This is a genomic window from Brevundimonas sp. GW821-FHT09G01 (assembly GCF_059416065.1).
Genome location: NZ_JBWKOL010000009.1, coordinates 1 through 22877, shown reverse-complemented (window position 1 = coordinate 22877; position 22877 = coordinate 1). Strand labels below are relative to the sequence as shown.

General features: G+C 67.9%; 16 protein-coding genes. 10 read left to right on the top strand and 6 right to left on the bottom strand.

The features are described from left to right. Position 1: 1 nt before the first annotated feature. A complete protein-coding gene (locus tag AC07NB_RS15350) occupies positions 2 to 1954 on the bottom strand; it encodes a M61 family metallopeptidase (protein ID WP_494572126.1) in 1953 nt (650 codons plus the stop codon). 193 nt (positions 1955 to 2147) lie between these two features. Here AC07NB_RS15350 and AC07NB_RS15345 point away from each other — a divergent pair, with 193 nt between their 5' ends. Beyond that, positions 2148 to 3089 (top strand): DUF2268 domain-containing putative Zn-dependent protease, encoded by a 942-nt coding sequence (locus AC07NB_RS15345; RefSeq protein ID WP_494572117.1) that lies wholly within the window; start codon positions 2148 to 2150, stop codon positions 3087 to 3089. On the opposite strand, the gene AC07NB_RS15340 is transcribed toward AC07NB_RS15345, so the two are convergent. After that, positions 3086 to 3607 carry an FKBP-type peptidyl-prolyl cis-trans isomerase gene (locus tag AC07NB_RS15340; protein ID WP_494572118.1) on the bottom strand — a complete coding sequence of 174 codons (522 nt, stop codon included), beginning with the start codon at positions 3605 to 3607 and terminating at the stop codon, positions 3086 to 3088. The two genes, AC07NB_RS15345 and AC07NB_RS15340, sit on opposite strands and share 4 nt — an antisense overlap. A gap of 385 nt (positions 3608 to 3992) precedes the next feature. Between AC07NB_RS15340 and rpoB the strand changes: the two genes are divergently transcribed. The 4 genes from rpoB to AC07NB_RS15320 all read left to right on the top strand — a co-directional run bounded on the left by rpoB (position 3993) and on the right by AC07NB_RS15320 (position 15745). After that, positions 3993 to 8108 carry a DNA-directed RNA polymerase subunit beta gene (gene rpoB / locus AC07NB_RS15335; protein ID WP_492312692.1) on the top strand — a complete coding sequence of 1372 codons (4116 nt, stop codon included), beginning with the start codon at positions 3993 to 3995 and terminating at the stop codon, positions 8106 to 8108. A 178-nt stretch (positions 8109 to 8286) separates the two neighbouring features. Next, positions 8287 to 12483, top strand: coding sequence for a DNA-directed RNA polymerase subunit beta' (gene rpoC, locus AC07NB_RS15330; RefSeq protein ID WP_494572119.1), 4197 nt, complete (start codon positions 8287 to 8289; stop codon positions 12481 to 12483). 118 nt (positions 12484 to 12601) lie between these two features. Next, entirely contained in the window at positions 12602 to 13426 is an 825-nt protein-coding gene (locus AC07NB_RS15325) for a LytR/AlgR family response regulator transcription factor (RefSeq protein ID WP_494572120.1), read from the top strand. 105 nt (positions 13427 to 13531) lie between these two features. Next, positions 13532 to 15745 carry a CocE/NonD family hydrolase gene (locus AC07NB_RS15320; protein WP_494572121.1) on the top strand — a complete coding sequence of 738 codons (2214 nt, stop codon included), beginning with the start codon at positions 13532 to 13534 and terminating at the stop codon, positions 15743 to 15745. 10 nt (positions 15746 to 15755) lie between these two features. Here AC07NB_RS15320 and AC07NB_RS15315 read toward each other — a convergent pair whose 3' ends face one another. Beyond that, complete coding sequence (locus tag AC07NB_RS15315; RefSeq protein WP_494572122.1) at positions 15756 to 16592, bottom strand: hypothetical protein; 837 nt, start codon at positions 16590 to 16592, stop codon at positions 15756 to 15758. A 68-nt stretch (positions 16593 to 16660) separates the two neighbouring features. After that, positions 16661 to 17356, bottom strand: a complete 696-nt coding sequence (locus tag AC07NB_RS15310; protein ID WP_291839781.1) for a hypothetical protein — start codon at positions 17354 to 17356, stop codon at positions 16661 to 16663. Positions 17357 to 17516: 160 nt separating this feature from the next. On the opposite strand from AC07NB_RS15310, the gene AC07NB_RS15305 reads away from it, so the two are divergent. Further along, entirely contained in the window at positions 17517 to 17840 is a 324-nt protein-coding gene (locus AC07NB_RS15305; protein ID WP_492312698.1) for a TonB family protein, read from the top strand. On the opposite strand, the gene AC07NB_RS15300 is transcribed toward AC07NB_RS15305, so the two are convergent. Further along, the gene (locus AC07NB_RS15300; RefSeq protein WP_492312699.1) at positions 17837 to 18766 is read right to left on the bottom strand and encodes a CorA family divalent cation transporter; all 930 of its coding nucleotides are present in this window, start codon (positions 18764 to 18766) and stop codon (positions 17837 to 17839) included. The two genes, AC07NB_RS15305 and AC07NB_RS15300, sit on opposite strands and share 4 nt — an antisense overlap. Beyond that, positions 18763 to 18993 carry a hypothetical protein gene (locus AC07NB_RS15295; RefSeq protein ID WP_291839787.1) on the bottom strand — a complete coding sequence of 77 codons (231 nt, stop codon included), beginning with the start codon at positions 18991 to 18993 and terminating at the stop codon, positions 18763 to 18765. Before AC07NB_RS15295 ends, AC07NB_RS15300 begins: the two co-directional genes overlap by 4 nt. A 551-nt stretch (positions 18994 to 19544) precedes the next feature. Between AC07NB_RS15295 and rpsL the strand changes: the two genes are divergently transcribed. The 4 genes from rpsL to AC07NB_RS15275 all read left to right on the top strand — a co-directional run. Then, positions 19545 to 19916: a 30S ribosomal protein S12 gene (gene rpsL, locus AC07NB_RS15290; protein ID WP_056453566.1), complete on the top strand. Its 372-nt coding sequence runs from the start codon at positions 19545 to 19547 to the stop codon at positions 19914 to 19916. Positions 19917 to 19997: 81 nt separating this feature from the next. Beyond that, the gene (gene rpsG / locus AC07NB_RS15285; protein WP_168044696.1) at positions 19998 to 20471 is read left to right on the top strand and encodes a 30S ribosomal protein S7; all 474 of its coding nucleotides are present in this window, start codon (positions 19998 to 20000) and stop codon (positions 20469 to 20471) included. Positions 20472 to 20628: 157 nt separating this feature from the next. Then, positions 20629 to 22710, top strand: coding sequence for an elongation factor G (fusA, locus tag AC07NB_RS15280; RefSeq protein WP_492312701.1), 2082 nt, complete (start codon positions 20629 to 20631; stop codon positions 22708 to 22710). A 90-nt stretch (positions 22711 to 22800) separates the two neighbouring features. Then, the coding region (locus tag AC07NB_RS15275) for a hypothetical protein (protein ID WP_007443273.1) at positions 22801 to 22877 on the top strand (77 nt) is incomplete at its 3' end.

The following is a 22877-nucleotide window of genomic DNA, read 5'->3' as shown; positions in this document are numbered from 1 at the left end:
ATTAGCGGCGGCGCGGGGCGAGAATGTCGCCCAGCCGGTCGGGCGCGCCCTCGATCCGCTCCAGATGCGGGTAGCGCAGGCCGCCGTGGTAGTCGAAATCGATGGTGCGGAAGCGTTCGTCCTTCTTCAGCATCATCTGGATGGGCGTGCTGTCGGCCTTCGAGGCGGTGATGGCCGCGGCGATGGCGGCGGCGCTGGCGGCGCGGCCGTTGACGGCCACGACCTCCCAGCCCGAGGTCAGCCCGGCCTCGAAGGCGGGCGAGCCCCAGCGGACGCCGGTGACGCGGTTCGACGCGTTCAGCGAAAGACCCAGCGAGTACTGGAAATCGACCCGGCCCAGCTCGGTGTTCAGGGCTTTCGAATAGTCATTGGGCGTCTCGCGCCAGACCAGCCGGTAGCCGCCGCGCTCGATCCCGGCCAACGGCCCGTGGGCGTTCGGGCCGACGGCGTCCAGACGATCCCGCAGGAAGGTGGCCCAGTCGTCGGCCTGCACCCCGTTCAGGGTCGAGGTCACGTCGGTGAAGGTATAGGGCTCCGGATCCCAGTTGCCGTCCTGCACGCCGAAGAAGGCGCGGGCGAAGTCGTCCAGCGACTTGCGGCCCTCGGTCCGCTCGCGGATCAGGGTGTCGGCGTCCAGCCAGATCATCGCGCCTTCGCGGTAGTAGTCCTCGCTGCGCTGGCGGCTGGGCCAGGGCTGGGGCCGGCGCTGGGCGATGATCGGATCGTTGGTGGTGTCCTGCATGGCGCGCCACTCGCGCCCCGGATTGCCGTCGGCGTAGGTCGCCGCGGTGTTGGCGAACACGTCCAGCGCCTGCTGCTTGGTCATGAGGCCCGCCCGCGCGGTCAGGATCAGGCCCCAGTACTGGGTCTGGCCCTCATAGACCCACAGCAGGGAGTTCTGCAGCGGCTCGTTCAGGTTGGGCGTCAGCTGGTCGGCGGGACGCCGCCATTTGCCGTTCCAGCTGTGGGTGTATTCGTGCCCCAGCAGGTCGCGGTCGGCGAGCGTCCCGGTCGGGTCGGTGAAGTATTTGGTGTCGACGCTGTTCTCGGATGAGCGCTGGTGCTCCAGCCCGATCCCGCCCAGCCGGTCGGTGACGGCCAGCAGGAAGTCATAGTGATTATAGTGCCGCGCGCCGAACAGGCGGTCGGCCTGGCGCACCAGCTCGCGGTGCTGGGCGATGTGGGCGTCGGTGGCGGCCAGCTGTTCGGCGGTGTCGGCGACCACGTTCAGGCGCACGGGCGAGCGGCCGTTCGGGTCCAGGTCGATCTGGCGGTAGTAGCGGCCGGCGAACAGCGGGCTGTCGGCGAAATGGTCCAGGGTGATCGGGGCGAAGACGGCGACGCCGTTCTGGAACGACCGAGTGTCCAGCGCCGTGCCGTACCGCCAGCCCGCGGGCAGGCGCAGGGTCGGCTGGAAGCGGATCTGGCGGGAATAGTAGCCCGCCGGATAGAGCAGGGCCTTCTCCCACTGGATGTTGAGCATGTCGTCGGTGATGACGATCCGGCCCTGATTGCCCTCGATCGGCGTCAGCCATTTGAAGGCGACCTCGACCGCCGATGCGCCGGCCGGGACCTGGACCTGGAAGGCGTTGGTGTTGACCGTGTTGCGGACCCAGCGCAGCGGCTGGCCGTTCGCGGTGATGCTGAGGTCGGCGATGTCGTCGACCGGGCCGGCCGGGCTGTGGTTGCCGGGGATCCACTGCGGATAGAGCAGGATCAGCGGACCGGGGCCGGTCACCGGCAGGGTCTGTTTGATGGAGACGATGCGGCGGTCGATGTCGGTGGCGTCCACCTCGATGCCGATCACGCCCGGATAGGCGACGTCGCGCGGGGCGGGGATCGGGGCCAGGGCCACGGGCAGGGCCGGCGTGCCGACCTGGGCCAGGGCGGGCGCGGAGCCCAGCAGCAGGGCCGCGGCGCAGGCGGAGGCGAGCAGGCGGACGGACGGACGCATCATCACAGGGCACTCGTGAGCGGGCTGGGAGGCGCAGATCACTGCGCGCCGGGATGGCGGTCAACCCGATGAGCCGACCGCCGCATTAAATCGCCGTCATGTTCCGAATCCGTCGCTTCAGATGGAATGGACTTGTCCGGCCAAGGCGGCGTGATAGCCAGGTGCTGAAAGCCACGAGGCGGAGAGACATCCCATGCGCCTGCACCGCATCCTGACCTGCGTCGCGGCCTGCCTGGCGGCGACCGGCCTGGCGACCGCCGGCGCCGCGCAGGAGAGGGCGCCGTCGTCCGAAGCGCGGGGCCCCGTTATCGAGACCGTCGATGTGGACCGGTTCTACGCCCTGTATGACGCAGCGGAGGGGCGGCCCACGGCGGAGCAGCTGCAGGCCTATCTTGACGAAGGTTCGGAAGGGCTGAGGAACCTGGCGCGGGCGCGCAACGTGACGGGCGTCCGGATCGCCGACGCCATCGCTGCGCGGCCAGGGATGTATGTCGAGGCGCGGGACTGCGCCCACATGCTGCCGCGGGTCCGGGCGCGGGTGACCGCGGCGCTGGAGCGGTTCGCCGACCTTTATCCCGAGGCGCGCTTCCCGCCGGCGACCTTCGCGATCGGGCGCGGCAAGCCGATCGCGATCGGCAGTCCGGTGACCGGCATCCAGGTGGGACTGGAAGCGCTGTGCGCCAGCGACTTCATCAATCCCGACATGGAGGACCGCTTCGTGCGGGTGCTGGTGCACGAGTATGTGCACAGCCAGCAGGCGGCCGCGCTGACCGAGAGGGAGGGGCTGACGGTGCTGGAGGTCTCCCTGGTGGAGGGGATCGCCGAGTTCGTCACCGAACTGGTCTCGGGCGATGGGGCCTACGCCTATCTGGACGCCCTGGTCGCCGGGCGCGAGGCCGAGATCGAGGCCGCCTTCGCCCCCGACGTCGACAAGACCGATCTGTCGGCCTGGGTCTACAATTCCACGCCGGAGAGGCCCGGCGATCTGGGCTATTGGGTCGGCTACCGGATCGCAGGAGCGTATCACCGCAACGCCGCCGACAAACGACAGGCGGTCGCCGACATGCTGCGGATGACGGACGCGAAAGCCTTCCTGGCCGCCAGCGGGTGGCGGCCGGGGGCGGCGCCGGACTAGGCCGCCGGCTTCACTTCCAGCAGCTCGACCGTGAACAGCAGGGTCGAGTTGGGCGGCAGCTCGCCACCGCCGACCCAGCGCTCGCCGTAGCCGAGCGAGGCGGGGATCACGAACTCGAACTTCTCGCCCTCGCGCATCAGGGCGACGCCCTCGGTCCAGCCCTTGATGACCCGGCCCAGCGGGAACTCCGTGGGTTCGTTGCGGTCATAGCTGCTGTCGAACTGGCGGCCGTCCACGAACGTCCCGCGGTAGTGGACCTTGACCGTATCGGCGGCGACGGGCCGGCGGCCCTCAGGGTGGGCGGGGCCGACGCGGCGGTACTGCAGGCCGCTTTCGGTGGTGGTCCAGCCCTTACGCGCGCCGTTGATGCGCAGGTATTCGAGGTTGCCGGCGGTCCAGCCCTCGGCGGTGCCGGTCCCCAGCGCCACGGGGGCGGGGGGCTGGGGCGCGGAGGCGCAGGCGGCGAGCGACAGGACCCCGATCAGGGTGGCGGCGGAGACGGTCAGGATACGGGTCATACGGCGACGCTAGCAGGGAGTTGGCGGTGACGGGAAGAGACCCCATATCGTCCGGCTGCGGCGGGGGTTGCGGGAAGGGCAAGGCGAATTCCGTCGAGGCGCCAAGATTTTCCACAGCGACCTTTATTTCGCCGCCAAAGCGAGTATATCACCCGGTTCCGCAATCTCTCTCAAAAGAGTCCCGCGCGAAAGCGCCGAGGCCCGGTTTGTCGCCCTCCGACCGGTGCGAAGGCGCGCTCCTCCCCATAGGAGCCATACAATTCAGGTGTCCTGGGACCGCGAGGCCCGAGGGTGGACGCCGAAACCGATTGTCACGGGTCGCCGTCCGGCGAGCCGTGGCTGCTGCATTTAAAGCGGCCTGCCCGGGCCGCATTGGGAAGACAGAATGGCCAAGTCCAAAGCGGAACTCACCGTCAGCGGTCAGTTCCTCACCGCCACCTCGTTCACCGGCAAGAAGCGCATCCGTCACTCCTTCGGTCGTATTCCGGAAGCCGTGCAGATGCCGAACCTGATCGAGGTTCAGCGCGCGTCGTACGAGCAGTTCCTTCAGCGCGAGGGCCGTCCGGGCCTGCGCACCGATGAAGGCATCGAGGCGGTCTTCAAGTCGGTCTTCCCGATCAAGGACTTCAACGAACGCGCCATCCTGGAATACGTCTCGTACGAGTTCGAAGAGCCCAAGTACGACGTCGAGGAGTGCATCCAGCGCGACATGACGTACGCCGCGCCGCTGAAGGTGAAGCTGCGCCTGATCGTGTTCGAGATGGACGAAGAGACCGGCGCGCGCTCGGTCAAGGACATCAAGGAGCAGGACGTCTACATGGGCGACATCCCGCTCATGACGGACAAGGGCACCTTCATCGTCAACGGGACCGAGCGGGTGATCGTGTCCCAGATGCACCGTTCGCCGGGCGTCTTCTTCGACCACGACAAGGGCAAGACGCACAGCTCGGGCAAGCTGCTGTTCGCCGCCCGCGTGATCCCGTACCGCGGCTCGTGGCTGGACTTCGAGTTCGACGCCAAGGACATCGTCTACGTCCGCATCGACCGTCGCCGGAAGCTGCCGGCCTCGACCTTCCTGATGGCCCTGGGCATGGACGGCGAGGAGATCCTCAAGACCTTCTACGACACCGTGCCCTACGAGAAGCGCGGCGAAGGCTGGGTCACGCCCTACAAGGCCGAGCGCTGGCGCGGCGTGAAGCCGGAGTTCGACCTGGTCGACGCCGACACCGGTGAAGTCATCGCCGCCGCCGGCACCAAGATTAGCGCCCGTCAGGCCAAGAAGCTGGGCGAGACCACGACCTCGCTGTCGCTGGCCGCCGACGCCCTGCTGACCCGCTACCTGGCCGCCGACGCCGTGAACTACGAAACCGGCGAGATCTACGCCGAGGCCGGCGACGAGCTGGACCAGGCCACGATCGAACTGCTGGAAAGCTACGGCTTCACCACCATCGACGTGCTGGACATCGACCACGTCACGGTCGGCGCCTACATGCGCAACACCCTGCGCATCGACAAGAACACCGGCCGCGAGGACGCGCTGTTCGACGTCTACCGCGTGATGCGTCCGGGCGAGCCGCCGACCCCGGAAGCCGCCGAAGCCATGTTCCAGTCGCTGTTCTTCGACAGCGAACGCTACGACCTGTCGGCCGTCGGCCGGGTCAAGATGAACATGCGTCTGGAAAGCCCCGAGGTCTCGGACGAGATCCGCGTGCTGCGCAAGGAAGACGTGCTGAAGGTCCTGCAGATCCTGGTCGGCCTGAAGGACGGCCAGGGCGAGATCGACGACATCGACAACCTGGGCAACCGCCGCGTCCGCTCGGTGGGCGAGCTGCTGGAGAACCAGTACCGCGTCGGCCTGCTGCGCATGGAACGCGCCATCAAGGAGCGCATGAGCTCGGTCGATATCGACACGGTCATGCCGCACGACCTGATCAACGCCAAGCCGGCCGCCGCCGCGGTTCGCGAGTTCTTCGGCTCGTCGCAGCTGTCGCAGTTCATGGACCAGACGAACCCGCTGTCCGAGATCACCCACAAGCGTCGCCTTTCGGCGCTTGGCCCGGGCGGTCTGACGCGTGAGCGTGCGGGCTTCGAAGTCCGCGACGTGCACCCGACCCACTACGGCCGCATCTGCCCGATCGAAACGCCGGAAGGCCCGAACATCGGCCTGATCAACTCGCTGGCCACCCACGCCCGCGTGAACAAGTACGGCTTCATCGAGAGCCCGTACCGCCGCGTGAAGGACGGCCAGGCCCAGGACGAGGTGGTCTACATCTCGGCCATGGAAGAGGCGAAGTACACGATCGCCCAGGCCAACATCGAGCTGAAGGACGGCCAGATCGTCGAGGACCTGGTCCCCGGCCGGATCAACGGCGAATCCCAGCTGCTGATCAAGGCTGACGTGGACATGATGGACGTGTCGCCGAAGCAGGTCGTTTCGGTCGCCGCCGCCCTGATCCCGTTCCTGGAAAACGACGACGCCAACCGGGCCCTGATGGGCGCGAACATGCAGCGTCAGGCCGTGCCGCTGGTCCAGTCCGACGCGCCGCTGGTCGGCACCGGCATGGAAGCGGTCGTGGCCGTGGACTCCGGCGCCGTCGTGGTCGCCCGTCGTGACGGCGTCGTCGAGCAGATCGACGGCACCCGCATCGTCGTGCGCGCCACCGGCGACCTGGAAGCCGGCCGCTCGGGCGTCGACATCTACCGCCTGTCCAAGTTCCAGCGTTCGAACCAGTCGACCTGCATCAACCAGCGCCCGATCGTGCGCGTGGGCGATGAAGTGAAGACCGGCGACGTGATCGCCGACGGCCCGTCGACGGACCTGGGCGAACTGGCCCTGGGCCGGAACGCCCTCGTCGCGTTCATGCCGTGGAACGGCTACAACTTCGAGGACTCGATCCTGATCTCGGAGCGCATCGTGCGCGACGACATCTTCACGTCGATCCACATCGACGAGTTCGAAGTGATGGCCCGCGACACCAAGCTGGGTCCGGAAGAAATCACGCGCGACATCCCCAACGTCGGCGAGGAAGCCCTGCGCAACCTCGACGAAGCGGGCATCGTGGCGATCGGCGCCGAAGTCCAGCCGGGCGACATCCTGGTCGGCAAGGTGACGCCGAAGGGCGAGAGCCCGATGACCCCGGAAGAGAAGCTGCTGCGCGCCATCTTCGGCGAGAAGGCTTCGGACGTCCGCGACACCTCGCTGCGCCTGCCGCCCGGCGTCGCCGGCACCATCGTCGACGTGCGCGTCTTCAACCGCCACGGCGTCGACAAGGACGAGCGCGCCATGGCGATCGAACGCGCCGAGATCGAACGTCTGGGCAAGGACCGCGACGACGAGCTCAAGATCCTCGAGCGCAACGTCTACGGCCGCCTGCAGCCCCTGCTGCTGGGCAAGACCGCCGTCTCGGGTCCGAAGGGCCTGGGCCGCGGCGAGATCACCGAAGACAAGCTCGGCGAGCTGTCCAAGGGCCTGTGGTGGCAGATCGCTCTCGACGACGAGAAGACGATGGGCGAGCTGGAGGCCATGAAGAAGCAGTTCGAGGACGCCCGTAAGGCCCTCGACCGCCGCTTCGAGGACAAGGTCGAGAAGCTGCAGCGCGGCGACGAACTGCCCCCGGGCGTGATGAAGATGGTCAAGGTCTTCGTGGCCGTGAAGCGCAAGCTTCAGCCCGGCGACAAGATGGCCGGCCGTCACGGCAACAAGGGCGTCATCTCCAAGATCCTGCCGATCGAGGACATGCCGCATCTGGAAGACGGCACCTCGGTGGACGTCGTTCTGAACCCGCTGGGCGTGCCCTCGCGCATGAACATCGGCCAGATCTTCGAAACCCACCTGGGCTGGGCCGCCGCCGGTCTCGGCAAGCAGATCCAGGGCCTTCTGGAAGCCTGGCAACAGGGCGGCCAGAAGCAGGCGCTGATCGATCACCTGAGCAGCATCTACGGACCCGACACTCCCCTGCCGCAAGGCGAGGACGATCTGGTCGAGCTGGCCCGCAACCTGTCCAAGGGCGTTCCGTTCGCGACCCCGGTCTTCGACGGCGCGCACATCTCGGACATCGAGGACCTGCTGGAGAAGGCGGGCCTGGACCGCACCGGCCAGTCGATCGTCTACGACGGTCAGACCGGCGAGCAGTTCAAGCGTCCGGTCACGGTCGGCTACATCTACATGCTGAAGCTGCACCACCTGGTCGACGACAAGATCCACGCCCGCTCCATCGGCCCGTACTCGCTCGTCACCCAGCAACCGCTGGGCGGCAAGGCGCAGTTCGGCGGCCAGCGCTTCGGCGAAATGGAGGTGTGGGCGCTGGAAGCCTACGGCGCCGCCTACACCCTGCAGGAAATGCTGACGGTGAAGTCGGACGACGTGGCCGGCCGTACCAAGGTCTACGAGGCGATCGTCCGCGGCGACGACAGCTTCGAGGCGGGCATCCCCGAGTCGTTCAACGTGCTCGTGAAGGAAATGCGCTCGCTGGGCCTGAACGTGGAGCTGGAGAACTCATAAGCGAAGCCAACGGTCTCCTCCCCCTTCTGGGGGAGGTGGCCCGGAGGGCCGGAGGGGGAACCTCCGCACGGTCGAAAGACCCCCTCCGTCGGCTTCGCCGCCACCTCCCCCATGAAGGGGGAGGAGAGCTCTCCAACCTTTGAGATTTATGGCGGGTCACCCCGCAGAAGGAATAAAGATGAACCAGGAAGTCCTGAACATCTTCAACCCGGTCCCGGTCACCCCGACCTTCGACCAGATCCGGATCGCCCTGGCCTCGCCGGAGAAGATCCGCTCGTGGTCGTTCGGCGAGATCAAGAAGCCGGAGACCATCAACTACCGCACGTTCAAGCCCGAGCGTGACGGCCTGTTCTGCGCCCGTATCTTTGGCCCGACCAAGGACTACGAATGCCTGTGCGGCAAGTACAAGCGCATGAAGTACAAGGGCATCATCTGCGAGAAGTGCGGCGTCGAGGTCACCCTGGCCCGCGTCCGCCGCGAGCGCATGGGCCACATCGAACTGGCCTCGCCGGTCGCCCACATCTGGTTCCTGAAGTCGCTGCCGTCGCGCATCTCGCTGATGCTGGACATGGCGCTGAAGGACGTGGAACGCGTCCTGTACTTCGAGAACTACATCGTCACCGAGCCGGGCCTGACCCCGCTGAAGCAGAACCAACTGCTGACGGAAGACGAGTTCTACCGCTACCAGGAAGAGTTCGGCGATGACGGCTTCACCGCCGAGATCGGCGCCGAGGCCGTCCGCAACCTGCTGATGGGCATCGACCTGCACGCGGAAGCCGAGAAGCACCGCGGCGAACTGGCCGACAGCCCCTCGGAAATGAAGGCCAAGAAGGCCTCCAAGCGCCTGAAGCTGATCGAGGCCTTCCTCGAGAGCGGCAACAAGCCCGAGTGGATGATCCTGACGGTCGTGCCGGTCATCCCGCCGGAACTGCGCCCGCTGGTGCCGCTGGACGGCGGCCGCTTCGCGACGTCGGACCTGAACGACCTGTATCGCCGGGTCATCAACCGTAACAACCGCCTGAAGCGCCTGATCGAGCTGCGCGCGCCGGACATCATCATCCGCAACGAAAAGCGGATGCTGCAGGAATCGGTCGACGCCCTGTTCGACAACGGCCGTCGCGGCCGGGTGATCACGGGCGCCAACAAGCGTCCGCTGAAGTCGCTGGCCGACATGCTGAAGGGCAAGCAGGGCCGCTTCCGCCAGAACCTTCTGGGCAAGCGCGTCGACTACTCGGGCCGTTCGGTCATCACCGTGGGTCCCGAGCTGAAGCTGCACGAGTGCGGCCTGCCCAAGAAGATGGCGCTGGAGCTGTTCAAGCCGTTCATCTATGCGCGTCTGGACGCCAAGGGCCTGTCGGGCACCGTCAAACAGTCCAAGCGCATGGTCGAGCGCGAGCAGCCGCAGGTCTGGGACATCCTGGACGAGGTCATCCGCGAGCACCCGGTCCTGCTGAACCGCGCGCCGACGCTTCACCGTCTGGGCATCCAGGCGTTTGAGCCGAAGCTGATCGAGGGCAAGGCCATCCGCCTGCACCCGCTGGTCTGTACCGCGTTCAACGCCGACTTCGACGGCGACCAGATGGCCGTGCACGTCCCGCTGAGCCTCGAGGCCCAGCTGGAAGCGCGCGTCCTGATGATGTCGACGAACAACATTCTGTCGCCCGCCAACGGCAAGCCGATCATCGTGCCGTCGCAGGACATCGTCCTGGGCCTGTACTACCTGTCGCTGGTCAAGGAAGGCGAGAAGGGCGAAGGCAAGCTGTTCGCCAATATGGGCGAGATCGACGCCGCGCTCGACGCCGCCGTCGTGACCCTGCACACCAAGATCAAGGCGCGCTGGACCGAGATGAACGCCGCCGGCGAAGTCGTGACCAAGGTCATCGACACGACGCCGGGCCGGATGAAGCTGGGCGCCCTGCTGCCGCACAACGCCAACATCGGCTACCGCCTGCTTGAGAAGAACCTGACCAAGAAGGAAATCGGCAACCTGATCGATCAGGTCTACCGTCACTGTGGTCAGAAGGCGACGGTCATCTTCGCCGACCAGATGATGCAGCTGGGCTTCCGCGAAGCGGCCAAGGCCGGCATTTCGTTCGGCAAGGACGACATCGTCATTCCGGCCGCCAAGGCCGGTCTGGTCGCCGACACCCGCACCCAGGTCGAGGAGTACGAGCAACAGTACGCCGACGGCCTGATTACCAAGGGTGAGAAGTACAACAAGGTCGTCGACGCCTGGGCCAAGGCCACGGACAAGATCGCCGACGCGATGATGGGCGAGATCGCCCAGCCCCGCGTGCTGATCAAGGGTCAGAACCCCGACATCAACTCGGTGTTCATGATGGCCAACTCCGGCGCCCGTGGTTCGCAGGCGCAGATGAAGCAGCTGGGCGGCATGCGCGGCCTGATGGCCAAGCCCTCGGGCGAGATCATCGAGACGCCGATCATCTCGAACTTCAAGGAAGGCCTGACCGTCCTTGAGTACTTCAACTCCACCCACGGCGCCCGTAAGGGTCTGGCCGACACCGCGCTGAAGACCGCCAACTCCGGCTATCTGACGCGTCGTCTGGTCGACGTGGCGCAGGACTCGATCGTCACCGAGGACGATTGCGGCTCGACGCGGGGCATCACCCTGCGCGCCGTGGTCGAAGGCGGCGACGTGCTGGTCTCGCTGGGTCAACGCGTGCTGGGCCGTTACGCGGCCGAGGACATCAAGGAGCCGGGCGGCGACACCGTCCTGTTCCCGGCGGACACCTACCTGCAGGAAGAAGAAGTCGAGGTCATCGACAAGGCCGGCGTGCAGTCGATCAAGGTCCGTTCGGCCCTGACGTGCGAAGCCGAAGCCGGCATCTGCGCCTTCTGCTACGGCCGTGACCTGGCGCGCGGCACCAACGTCAACATCGGCGAAGCGGTGGGCGTCATCGCCGCCCAGTCGATCGGCGAGCCCGGCACCCAGCTGACGATGCGGACCTTCCACATCGGCGGTACGGCCCAGGTGGCGGAAACCTCGTTCTACGAGGCGACCAACCCCGGCGCCGCCCGGATCAACGGCCCGACCGTCAAGGCCGCGCACGGCGATCTGGTGGCCATGAGCCGCAACGTTACGATCACCATCGTGGTCGACGGCAAGGACCGCGAGACCCACAAGGTCCCGTACGGCGCCCGCATCCGCGTCAAGGAAGGCGGCGATGTCGCCAAGAGCCAGCGTCTGGCGGAGTGGGATCCCTACACCACCCCGATCCTGACGGAAGTCGCCGGTACGGTGCGCTTCGAGGACCTGGTCGAAGGCCTCTCCGTCAAGGAAGAGACCGACGAAGCGACGGGCATCGCCCAGCGCGTCGTCAGCGACTGGCGCGCCTCGCCCCGCGGTTCGGACCTGCGTCCGGCCATGGGCGTGACCAACGGCGACGCCTACGCCAAGCTGGCCTCGGGCTCCGACGCCCGTTACCTGCTGCCGGTGGGCGCGGTTCTGTCCGTGAACAACGGCGACGAGGTCAAGCCGGGCGAAATCATCGCCCGCGTCCCGACCGAAGGCGCCAAGACCCGCGACATCACCGGCGGTCTGCCGCGCGTCGCCGAACTGTTCGAAGCCCGCCGTCCGAAGGACTGCGCCGTCATCGCCGAGATGGATGGCCGCGTTGAGTTCGGTCGCGACTACAAGAACAAGCGCCGCATCAAGATCACCCCGGAGCCGGATGCCGACGGCAACCAGGGCGAGGCGGTCGAGTTCCTGATCCCGAAGGGCAAGCACATCTCCGTCCACGACGGCGATCTGATCCAGAAGGGCGACTACATCATCGACGGCAACCCGGATCCGCACGATCTGCTGCGCATCCAGGGCGTCGAGGCGCTGGCCGAGTATCTGGTGAACGAAGTGCAGGAGGTCTACCGACTGCAGGGCGTGCCGATCAACGACAAGCACATCGAGGTCATCGTCCGTCAGATGCTGCAGAAGGTGGAAGTGCTGGATTCGGGTGAAACCACCCTGATCCGCGGCGACACCGTCGAAGTGGCCGAAGCCGTTCTGGAGAACCAGAAGGTCGAGAAGCGCGGCGGCCGTCTGGCCACCACGCAGCCGGTCCTGCTGGGCATCACCAAGGCGTCGCTGCAGACCCGCAGCTTCATCTCGGCGGCGTCGTTCCAGGAGACCACCCGCGTCCTCACCGACGCCTCGGTCAACGGCAAGCGCGACACCCTGGAAGGCCTGAAGGAAAACGTCATCGTCGGCCGCCTGATCCCGGCCGGTACGGGCGCCTACCTGCGCAGCCTGCAGAAGATCGCCAACGAGCGTGACGCTGAACTGACCCAGGCCCGCGAGGACTCGGTCGAGCCGCTGCCGGCCGACCTGGCCCTGGAACTGGAACAGTCGGAAGGCTGATCCGGGTCACGGACCTGAAAGACTGAAACGGGGGCGGTTCCGGCGACGGAGCCGCCCCTTTTCAATTGGGCGACCGTCGCTATTGCGCGCGGACCCGCGCCGAGAACATAAGCCTCGGATGAGCCGCGAGACCGTGCAGCCGCGAGGATCCGCCCGACCGCTGTCCCTGCGCTGGGTGGCGGCGGGGGCCTGTCTGATCGTGGCCGCCTATACGGCGGTGTTCCTGGTCGTCGGCCACGGCGGCGTCCCCCAAGCGCTGGCGGGCGGGATCGCCAACGCCGTTCCCGTGGTCCTGCTGGGACTGGCGGCGCGCGGACTGATCGTCCGCCATGTGCTGGGGCGGTCGCCTGTCTGGACCGCCGTGGGGCATGCCGTCCTGGCCACGGCGTTCGTCCTGCTGGCCTACTGGTCGCTGCTGGTGCTGCTGGGCCTGATCAACGGGGTGTCGGCGACCGAGTTCGACGTGCGGCCCTTTGATCCCCGGGCGATGGCCTGGCAGTCGCTGCAGAACCTGACGACCTATGGCCTGATCGCCGCCCTGACCCATCTGGACGCGCGGCCGGCCGCGGCGCCCGCCGTCCTGGTCGAGGCGGGGCAGGTCGAGGCCGAACCGAACAGCCTGTCGCGATACTTCATCCGCAGCGGCGACGACCTGCGGCCGATCGAGGTGGCGGGCATCGTCAGCATCGCCGGCGCCGACGACTATGCGGAGGTGAGGACCATCGGCGGCCGCCATCTGGTGCGGATGACCCTGGCGGAGTTCGAGGCGGCCCTGGACGCCGACCGTTTCGCCCGGGTCCATCGATCACACATCGTCAATCTGGACCGCATCGCCCGGGCCGAGCCCGCGGGCAACGGACGCCTGCTGCTGCACATGGAGGACGGGGATCTGATCCAGACCAGCCGCGCGGGTTCCAAGCGGGTGCGCGACCGCGTCCTCTAGCCGTAACCCGCCGTCGGTTCACCGACGCCGGATGTCGAACGGCCGCATTCCGGCCCGACCGTCCACGGTGACGCTATCTCCGGCGGTGAGCTGGAGGTATTCCCCATGATCCGTCTTGTATCGCTGTGTCTGGCGCTGGTGTTGTGTGTTTGGTCCGTGGAGGTGCGGGCCCAGGCTCCGACATTTGACACGCGCTTCAGCGCAGCGGCCGCGCAACTGCTCGACCGGTCGGCGGACGCCGCGCCGACGGGCCGGCGATTGCGGCTGCTGCTGGCCGCCGGACGATACGCCGAGGCCGAGGCGGCGGCGGTGACGCTGGCCGACCAGCTTCGTGCGCAGCAGCCCGGGCGCGCCGCGGCCCTGACGCCGCTGCGCATCTACGCCCGGGCCCGCGCGCACGAAGCGGCGGGGATCGGCAAGGACGCGGCCCTGGCCCGAGCATTCGCGGAGCTGTACGCCGCGCTGCCGGACGGGGAGATGGCGGCGGTGCTGCCGTACTACGGCGCGAACCTTGAGCAGATGCGCGAGCGGGCGACGCAGGCCGCGGCGGCCTGCGCGGGCGTCGCCCTGACGGAGTGCGACACCGGCACCGACGCAGTGTCGGCCTGGGCGACGCTGGAGGTCTGGAGTTATCTGATCCCGGCGTCCGAACCGCTGATCCGCGCCGACGCCGAACGCCGCTTCGTCGTCGACGACACTCTGCTGGTTCCGACCGCCGACGGGGTTGAGATCGCGGTCCTGCTGGTGCGGCCCCGGACAGCGGCCGCCGAGCGGCTGACGACCCTGATGAGCTTCACGATCTACAACCGCGACGACTGGAGCTTCGCGGACGCCGTCCAGATGGCGTCCAGGGGCTATGCGGGCGCGGTGGCCTATTCGCGGGGAAAGGGGCGCAGCACCGGCGATCCGGTTCCCTACCTGCATGACGGCGCCGACGCGGCCGCCGTGATCGACTGGCTGGCCGCGAGGGACTGGAGCGACGGCCGCGTCGGCATGTTCAGCGGCAGCTACAACGCCTTCACCCAGTGGGCGGCCCTGAAGCACCGGCCCAGGGCGTTGCGCGCCATCGCCACCAACGCCTCCAACGCCCCGGGGATCGACTTCCCCATGCAGGGCGGCGTCTTCCAGAATTTCACCTATCCGTGGCCCCTGTATGCGGCGAGCGGATCGGCGCTGGACGAGACCACCTATGGCGACCGCGACCGCTGGGCGCGGCTGAACCGGAACTGGTTCCTGAGCGGGCGGCCCTATCGCGACCTGCCGAGGATCGACGGCCGGTCCAATCCGATCTTCGCCTCGTGGCTGGACCATCCGGACTACGACGCCTTCTGGCAGGCGATGATCCCGCAGGGGCGCGAGTTCGCCGACATCGACATCCCGGTCTACGTCCAGACCGGCTATTTCGACGGCGGCATGGTCGGGGCGCTGCACTATTTCCGGGAGCATCTGCGCCACCGACCCGACGCCGACCACCGCCTGATTGTCGGCCCCTATCACCACACCGCCCAGCAGTCGGGGGTCCTGGCGTCGATCAACGGTTACGATCTGGACCGCAGCGCCCTCATCGACCTGACGGAGATCCGGATGCAGTGGTTCGACCATGTGTTCCGCGGCGCGCCCTTGCCAGAGGCGTTGAGCGACCGGGTGAATTTCCAGGTCATGGGCGCCGATGTCTGGCGCCACGTTCCGACGCTGGAGGCGATGGCCCCGGATCGCCTGAGGCTGTTCCTGGGGGAGGCGGCCGAGGCGGGCGGCGGGCACGCCCTGTCCCCGACGGCGCCGACCGCTGGTGCGGCCATCGACCTGACGGTGGACCTGGCCGACCGCAGCGGCCTGGACGTCGAGGTTCCGCCCGGCCGGCTGGATACCTCGGCGGCGCTGCGGTTCGAGACCGAGCCGTTTCCGAACGGGCTGGAGATCGCCGGGTCGTTCCTCGGACGGCTGGAGGTGGTCACCAACAAGCGGGACGTAGACCTGGAGGTGGTCCTGTTCGAACACCGCGCGGACGGCGGCTATTTCAGGCTGAGCTCGTGGATGAGCCGCGCCAGCTACGCGGACGACCGGCGGTCGCGACGGCTGCTGACCCCGGGCGAGCCCCGCACGCTGGCGTTTGAAAGCGAGACGGTGACCGGACGCCGACTGGCGCCCGGCAGTCGGATCGTCGCCCTGGTCGGGGTTCCGTTCAGGCCGGACGTCCAGATCAATTATGGGACGGGCCGCGACGTCAGCGACGAATCGATCGCTGACGCGGGGGACCCGCTGACGGTCCGGTTCCTGCCGGGCGGCTATCTGGAGCTGGGAACCCGGCCTGGACCGTGAGGGGACGATCCTAGTCCCGGGGGGCGGAGGAGCCGGGGGTCAGCGACCCGCCGCCCGGACGGGGGCCGTCGCGGCGGGTGCGGATGTTCTGGGTCGAATCCGGCTGGAACGAGGGATCCAGATGCGCGCCCGCCACGCCCATGCCGAAGTTGGAGCCGGGGCCGTCCTGTACGCCCACCACGCCGGTCCCACCGGCCAGGGGGCGGCGCCGCGCCTCATACTGGGCCAGGGCCTGCGCGCCCTCGCGGGCGAACTGGGCGTCCCGTTCGGGATTGCCGGCGCCCTCGATCGGAGGCGCGGCGGCGGCCCGTTCGGCGAAGCGGTCCTCGCACACGGCGCGCTCCTCGCGGCTCAGCAACTGGGGACTGGCGCAGCCCGGCCCCCGCGTGCGCAGGCCGCGCCCGACCCGGTCGCCCAGGGTGTCGGGCCGCACCTGCCAGGCCCCGGCCCCCGCCGGCGGCGCGGGCGCGCCGGGAACGGGAGAGGCGAGTCGGGGCGCGGGCGTCGAGGGCCGGTTCTCGTCCTCGTCCCTATTGCGCTGGAACGGCAGGCGGAAACCGAGGACCGAGCGCTGGGCGCCCGCCGGAGTGACTGGGTCGACCGGTTGGGCCGACGGCGGTTCGGGCGTCGGACGCGGCCGCGGCCGCTCGTTCTCCAGCAGGGGGCGGGGCTCGATCTCGACGTAGAGGATGGTCGGCTGGACCGGAAGCTCACGGGTGTGCTCGTCCAGCACCGTCACGGCCAGCCCGCCGAGGACCAGGACGTGAGCGGCCACGGAGGCGCCGACCAGCACCGGCTTGCGCCAGCGGTTCCTGTCACCAGACTTCACCCGCGTCGGCGCCGCCATTCGTCCTCCCGATCCAGCGTTCAGGGGAGGGGGCGAGCGTGGCCTTATTGGGGCGCTGGGCGGCCGCTTCACTCTTCTCGTCGCTGGTTGGGCAGGAAGCCGTGGATGCTGGAGAACAGGCCGACGCTCACCTCGACCCCGCAGTCCGCGACCGGGCCGCTCTTTTCGCATTCGGCGCGCTGCGAGGCCCGGGTTTCACGCCGTTCCGCATAGCCGGCGAGTTCACGCGCGCCCTGGCGGGCGAAGCGGGCGTCGCGCTCGGGGGAGCCCGTGCCCGAAACGGGAGCGGCCTCGGCGCTCTGGTCGCCGAAGCGGTCCTCGCACAGGGCGCGGTCCTCGCGGCTCAGCAACTGAGGGCTGGCGCAGCCCACGCCGCGGGTGCGCAGGCCGCGCCCGACCCGGTCGGCCATGGTCTCGGGCCGGACCTGCCAGGCCCCGGCGCCGGATGGAGGCGCAGGCGCGCCGGGAACGGGCGAGGGAAGGCTGGGCTCGGGCGTCGAGGAAGGAGCAGTCTCATCCTCCTTCCGGTCGCGCCGGAAGGGCAGGCGGAAGCCGAGGACCGAGCGCCGGGCGTCCGTCGGGGCTGCAGCTTCGACCGGTTGAGCTCTCGTCGGTCGGGGCGCCGGCCGCGGCCGCTCATTCTCCAGCAGGGGCCGGGGCTCGATCTCGATGTAGAGAACGGTCGGCTGGGGCGGCATCACGCGGGCGGGCTCGTCCAGCACCGTTACGGCCAGCCCCCCGAGGACGAGAATGTGAGCCGCCACGGAGGCCGCGACCAGTCCCGCCCGCGTCCTCGCCGCCTGTCGCGCTGGTCCCGCCAACCGCCACCCCCGATGTCCACGCACAGGGGAGGGGGCCAGCGTGGCCGTATTGCGGCTTGATCCGGGCCATTCCGCGAGCGGACAAGGCGTGAGAGAACGGGGGATGTTCGCTCTCGCGCTTCTCACCGTTCTCGCCGCGCCGCAGGATCCGGGGACCTTGCCCGAAACCACCCTACCTGATGTGGTCGCCGAGGCGCCGCTTCGTGGGGGACGGGTCGTGCTCAGCTGCGTCGTTCAATCGAACGGCGCCCTGAACGACTGCCAGGTCGTTTCCGAGACGCCGCGGGGCGCCGGCCTCGGCGCGAGGGTCCTGGAGGGCGCCCGGCGGGCCCGAACGAATCCGGGCGGACGCGGTGGCGACAGTGGGGGGCGCGTGACCTTCACTGTTCACATCACGCCTCCGTCGGCCGCGCCCACCGACCGTTAGCGCAGCCAGCCCTTCTTCTTGATGTAGATCAGCGGCAGCAGGGCCGCGAGCAGGGTCAGGACGATGGTGAAGCTGAAGCCGTGCTTCCACGCCAGCTCCGGCATGACGGCGAAATTCATGCCGTAGAAGGTCGCCACCAGGGTGGGCGGCAGGAAGACCGCCGTGATGATGGTGAACACCTTGACGATCTCGTTCTGCTTGACGCTGAGCGAGGTCATCACCGAGTTCTGCAGGTAGCGGACCTTGTCGTGCTCGAACCCGGCGTGCTCCTTCACGCTGGCGATGTCCGAGATCAGGGTCTCGACATACTGGCGCAGGTCCCGGGCCTCGCCGCCGATCTCGAGGCGGAGATAGCGGGCCGCGCGCTCCAGCAGGAGCTGGCTCTCCTGGATGCGCGAGATCAGCTCTTCCTTGTCGTTCAGGTCGGCCATCGCATCGTGGATGTCGCTGGAGTCGATGCTCTGGCCGGTCTCGTCGACCCCTTCCGCGATCATGCGGATCCGGTCGTTGACGCCCTCGAGCGCCCCGCTGGCGAGGCCGAGCACATGGTCCGTGTTGGCGTTCAAGGCCAGCAGCAGGACGTACATCACCGCCGCCCGGCCCGCGCCCAGGTCGGGCCGCCGCGCCAGCATGGCGGGCGCGCGGTCGAAGGCCGGGAAGCCGTCGGCGGGCTCCAGGGTGATCAGGACGTCGTCGCCCAGGGCGAAGATCACGGTCTGCTGGCGCACCTCGGAACCGTCCCGCACCAGGCTGGCGACGGGCAGGTACAGGAACCGGGCGTCCTCCTCGAAGACATCGTCGGCGGCGGGGAAGCGGCAGCCGTGCACGGCGGCGGCGTGGGCCAGGGCTGCGCCGTCGCCGCGGCGCAGGCGCAGCCAGGCCGTCGGCGAGACCTTCGAGGCATGGGTGGTGAGCAGGTCGGTCATTGCGCGCCCTCCTGCCGGACGGGGGCGTCCGCGTGGCTGGGGGAGGTGGACGACGTGACCGTCGGATGGGTCTCGTCGTCTCCGCCCAGGGCGAAGTGGACGATCAGCATGGCGCCCGAGAGCACCAGGTACAGAACCACCACGGCGGTGATGACTTCGCGCTCCAGGCCGGAGGCGGCGTGGGGTTTGCGGGGCGTGGCGGGGGTGGTTTGGCGGCGGATGTTCATCGCTCGTCTCCTTGCGGCCGGCGCGGACGCCGGCGGGACGAGCGGAGGCCGAAGCCCCTAGCCGAGACTCCGGATCACGCCCGTCCGACCGAGGTCGGCGGCGACCTTCGATGTCTTGCGCGAGGAGGCGGTGGTGATGACCGCGCCTCCGATGCGACTAGGATAGGGGTCCATGGTTCGGATTCGTTCTGCGCCTCGGAAATGAGGCGTGGCGGACCTAGGCTTGGGGGCAGGGGGTGTCAACCCCGGCCCGCGGGGCGCTGCGCCCTTGACCTGACGGGCCTCCGCGCGTAGAAGCCGCCCACTTTCGCGAGGGATGTCCCCGGACCTCCATCCTGATCGTGACAATCGAATGCGACGGGCTGTGCCCGCCGGAACGCCCAAAGCGCGCGTTCCGGTTTTTGCGTTTGACCCCGGTGTTGCGCGTGTTGCGCACCATCGACAACACCCGGGCGGCCCCTCGTCGAGAGACGGTCGTCCAAAAGAAGGTTCACCGAGGCGCTCCGGCCGAAAGGCACACGCTTCCATCGATCGAAGAGAACGAGTTTCGAATGCCGACTATCAACCAGCTGATCCGCAAGCCGCGCGCCCCCAAGCCGGTCCGTAACAAGGTCCCGGCCCTGAAGGGGTGCCCGCAACGCCGCGGCGTCTGCACCCGCGTCTACACCACGACCCCGAAGAAGCCGAACTCGGCGCTTCGTAAGGTCGCCAAGGTCCGTCTGACCACCGGCATCGAAGCCGTGTGCTACATCCCGGGCGAAGGCCACAACCTGCAGGAGCACTCGGTTGTGCTGATCCGCGGCGGCCGCGTGAAGGACCTTCCCGGCGTTCGCTACCACATCCTGCGCGGCGTGCTCGACACGCAAGGCGTCAAGGACCGCAAGCAGCGCCGTTCGCACTACGGCGCCAAGCGTCCGAAGTAAGCGATCGCTTCATTCCATTCGCCGGCCGGGACCTTCGGGGTTCGGGCCGGCCGTCCGATACCGATTTAGAAGGCCAAGCCCATGTCCCGTCGTCACCGCGCACAGAAGCGCGAAGTTCTGCCGGATCCCAAGTTCAAGGATCTGACCGTCACCAAGTTCATGAACTACGTCATGTACGAAGGTAAGAAGGCCGTCGCCGAGAACATCGTGTACGGCGCCTTCGACATCCTGGCCGACAAGAAGAAGGACCAGGAGCCCGTCGCGACCTTCCACACCGCGCTGGAAAACGTCGCCCCGGCCGTCGAAGTCCGCTCGCGTCGCGTCGGCGGCGCCACCTACCAGGTGCCGGTCGAAGTCCGTCCGGACCGCCGCAAGGCCCTGGCCATCCGCTGGCTGGTCAACGCCGCGCGCAAGCGTGGTGAGAACACCATGACGGAAAAGCTGGCCGCCGAGCTGCTGGACGCTTCGAACAACCGCGGCACCGCCGTGAAGAAGCGCGAAGACACCCACAAGATGGCCGAAGCCAACCGCGCCTTCAGCCACTACCGCTGGTAAGCCTTTCGGGACGCCGCCGGTCTTCAAGATAAGGCCGGGGGTTCCTATCTACCGACTATCCGGCGCGGGCGGTTTGAGCTAAATCGCCCGCGCTCGCTTATCCGAACATTCCCGAGGCGCCCGAAGCGGCGCCGCATTGACCGCAAGGCACGCTCCCATGCCCCGCACGCATAAAATCGAAGACTACCGCAACTTCGGCATCATGGCGCACATCGACGCCGGCAAGACGACGACGACCGAGCGGATCCTGTATTACACCGGCAAGTCCCACAAGATCGGCGAAGTCCACGACGGCGCCGCCACCATGGACTGGATGGACCAGGAGCAGGAACGCGGCATCACGATCACGTCGGCCGCGACGACCGCTTACTGGAAAGAAAAGCGCCTCAACATCATCGACACCCCCGGGCACGTGGACTTCACCATTGAAGTCGAGCGCTCGCTGCGCGTCCTCGACGGCGCCGTGACGGTGCTGGACGGCAACGCCGGCGTCGAGCCGCAGACCGAAACCGTCTGGCGTCAGGCCGACAAGTACTCGGTGCCGCGCATCGTCTTCGTCAACAAGATGGACAAGATCGGCGCCGACTTCGACGCCTCGGTCCAGTCGATCCGCGACCGTCTGGGCGCCAAGGCCGTGCCGATCCAATTCCCGATCGGCGCCGAAAGCTCGCTGTCGGGCCTGGTCGACGTCGTCGAAATGCGTTCGGTGGTCTGGGACAACGACGCCCTGGGCGCCAACTTCACCGTCGGCGAGATCCCGGCTGACCTGATGGACAAGGCCGTGGCCGCCCGTCAGTACCTGATCGACAACGCCGTCGAACTCGACGACGAGGCGATGGAAGCCTACCTCGACGGACAGGAGCCCTCGGTCGAGACGCTGAAGAAGTGCATCCGCAAGGCTGTGCTGACCGGCGCCTTCTACCCGATCCTGTGCGGCTCGGCGTTCAAGAACAAGGGCGTGCAGACGCTGCTGGACGCCGTCGTCGACTACCTGCCGTCGCCGCTGGACATCCCGCCGACCCCGGGCATCGACTTCCGCACCGAAGAGCCGGTCGTGCGTCACGCCTCGGACGATGAACCCCTGTCGGTTCTGGCGTTCAAGATCATGGACGACCCCTTCGTCGGCTCGCTGACCTTCTGCCGCCTGTACTCGGGCAAGATGGAAACCGGCATGTCGCTGCTGAACTCCAGCCGTGACCGCAAGGAACGCGTCGGCCGCATGCTGCAGATGCACTCGAACAACCGCGAGGACATCAAGGAAGCCTACGCCGGCGACATCGTCGCCCTGGCCGGCCTGAAGGACACCCGCACCGGGGACACCCTGTGCGACCCGATCAAGTCGCCCGTCATCCTCGAGAAGATGGAATTCCCGGCGCCGGTCATCGAGATCTCGGTCGAGCCCAAGACCAAGGCCGACCAGGAGAAGCTGGGCATCGCCCTGGCCAAGCTGGCCTCGGAAGATCCCTCGTTCACCGTCTCGACGGACCACGAGTCGGGCCAGACCATCCTGAAGGGGATGGGCGAGCTTCACCTGGACATCAAGATCGACATCCTGCGCCGCACCTACAAGGTCGACGCGACGATCGGCGCCCCGCAGGTCGCCTACCGTGAATCGCTGGGCCGCAAGGTCGACATCGACTACACGCACAAGAAGCAGACCGGCGGTACGGGCCAGTTCGCCCGCGTCATGATCACCTTCGAGCCGGGCGAGCCGGGTTCGGGCTTCGTGTTCGAATCCGCCATCGTCGGCGGCGCGGTGCCCAAGGAATACATCCCGGGCGTCGAGAAGGGGCTGGAGTCCATCAAGGACGGCGGCCTGCTGGCCGGCTTCCCGCTGATCGACTTCAAGGCGACCCTGACGGACGGCAAGTTCCACGACGTCGACTCCTCGGTCCTGGCGTTCGAAATCGCGGCCCGCGCCGCGTTCCGCGAACTGAAGGAAAAGGGCGCGCCGAAGCTGCTCGAGCCGATCATGGCTGTGGAAGTCGTGACCCCCGAGGACTACCTCGGTTCGGTCATCGGCGACCTGAACGGCCGTCGCGGCATGATCCAGGGTCAGGACATGCGCGGCAACGCCACCGTCGTGAACGCCTTCGTGCCGCTGGCCAACATGTTCGGCTATGTGAACACGCTTCGCGGCATGTCGCAGGGCCGCGCGGCCTTCACCATGCAGTACGACCACTATGAGCCGGTGCCGCAACACGTCGCCGACGAAGTCATCAAGAAGTACAGCGCCTAAACCCCAACCCATCCCGGCGGATCCGCAAGGGTCCGCCGGACCCCTGAAAACTAGGACAAAGCCCCCTGTTCAGGGGACGGAGAGAAGAGAATGGCCAAGGAAAAGTTCGAACGCACCAAGCCGCACTGCAACATCGGCACGATCGGTCACGTTGACCACGGCAAGAC

Coding starts and splice junctions, on each gene's coding strand:
- fusA (WP_492312701.1), top strand. CDS start 20,629: ATGCCCCGCACGCATAAAATCGAAGACTACCGCAACTTCGGCATCATG.
- AC07NB_RS15305 (WP_492312698.1), top strand. CDS start 17,517: ATGTTCGCTCTCGCGCTTCTCACCGTTCTCGCCGCGCCGCAGGATCCG.
- AC07NB_RS15300 (WP_492312699.1), bottom strand. CDS start 18,766: ATGACCGACCTGCTCACCACCCATGCCTCGAAGGTCTCGCCGACGGCC.
- AC07NB_RS15350 (WP_494572126.1), bottom strand. CDS start 1,954: ATGCGTCCGTCCGTCCGCCTGCTCGCCTCCGCCTGCGCCGCGGCCCTG.
- AC07NB_RS15325 (WP_494572120.1), top strand. CDS start 12,602: ATGAGCCGCGAGACCGTGCAGCCGCGAGGATCCGCCCGACCGCTGTCC.
- AC07NB_RS15320 (WP_494572121.1), top strand. CDS start 13,532: ATGATCCGTCTTGTATCGCTGTGTCTGGCGCTGGTGTTGTGTGTTTGG.
- AC07NB_RS15295 (WP_291839787.1), bottom strand. CDS start 18,993: ATGAACATCCGCCGCCAAACCACCCCCGCCACGCCCCGCAAACCCCAC.
- AC07NB_RS15340 (WP_494572118.1), bottom strand. CDS start 3,607: ATGACCCGTATCCTGACCGTCTCCGCCGCCACCCTGATCGGGGTCCTG.
- rpsG (WP_168044696.1), top strand. CDS start 19,998: ATGTCCCGTCGTCACCGCGCACAGAAGCGCGAAGTTCTGCCGGATCCC.
- AC07NB_RS15345 (WP_494572117.1), top strand. CDS start 2,148: ATGCGCCTGCACCGCATCCTGACCTGCGTCGCGGCCTGCCTGGCGGCG.
- rpoB (WP_492312692.1), top strand. CDS start 3,993: ATGGCCAAGTCCAAAGCGGAACTCACCGTCAGCGGTCAGTTCCTCACC.
- rpsL (WP_056453566.1), top strand. CDS start 19,545: ATGCCGACTATCAACCAGCTGATCCGCAAGCCGCGCGCCCCCAAGCCG.
- rpoC (WP_494572119.1), top strand. CDS start 8,287: ATGAACCAGGAAGTCCTGAACATCTTCAACCCGGTCCCGGTCACCCCG.
- AC07NB_RS15315 (WP_494572122.1), bottom strand. CDS start 16,592: ATGGCGGCGCCGACGCGGGTGAAGTCTGGTGACAGGAACCGCTGGCGC.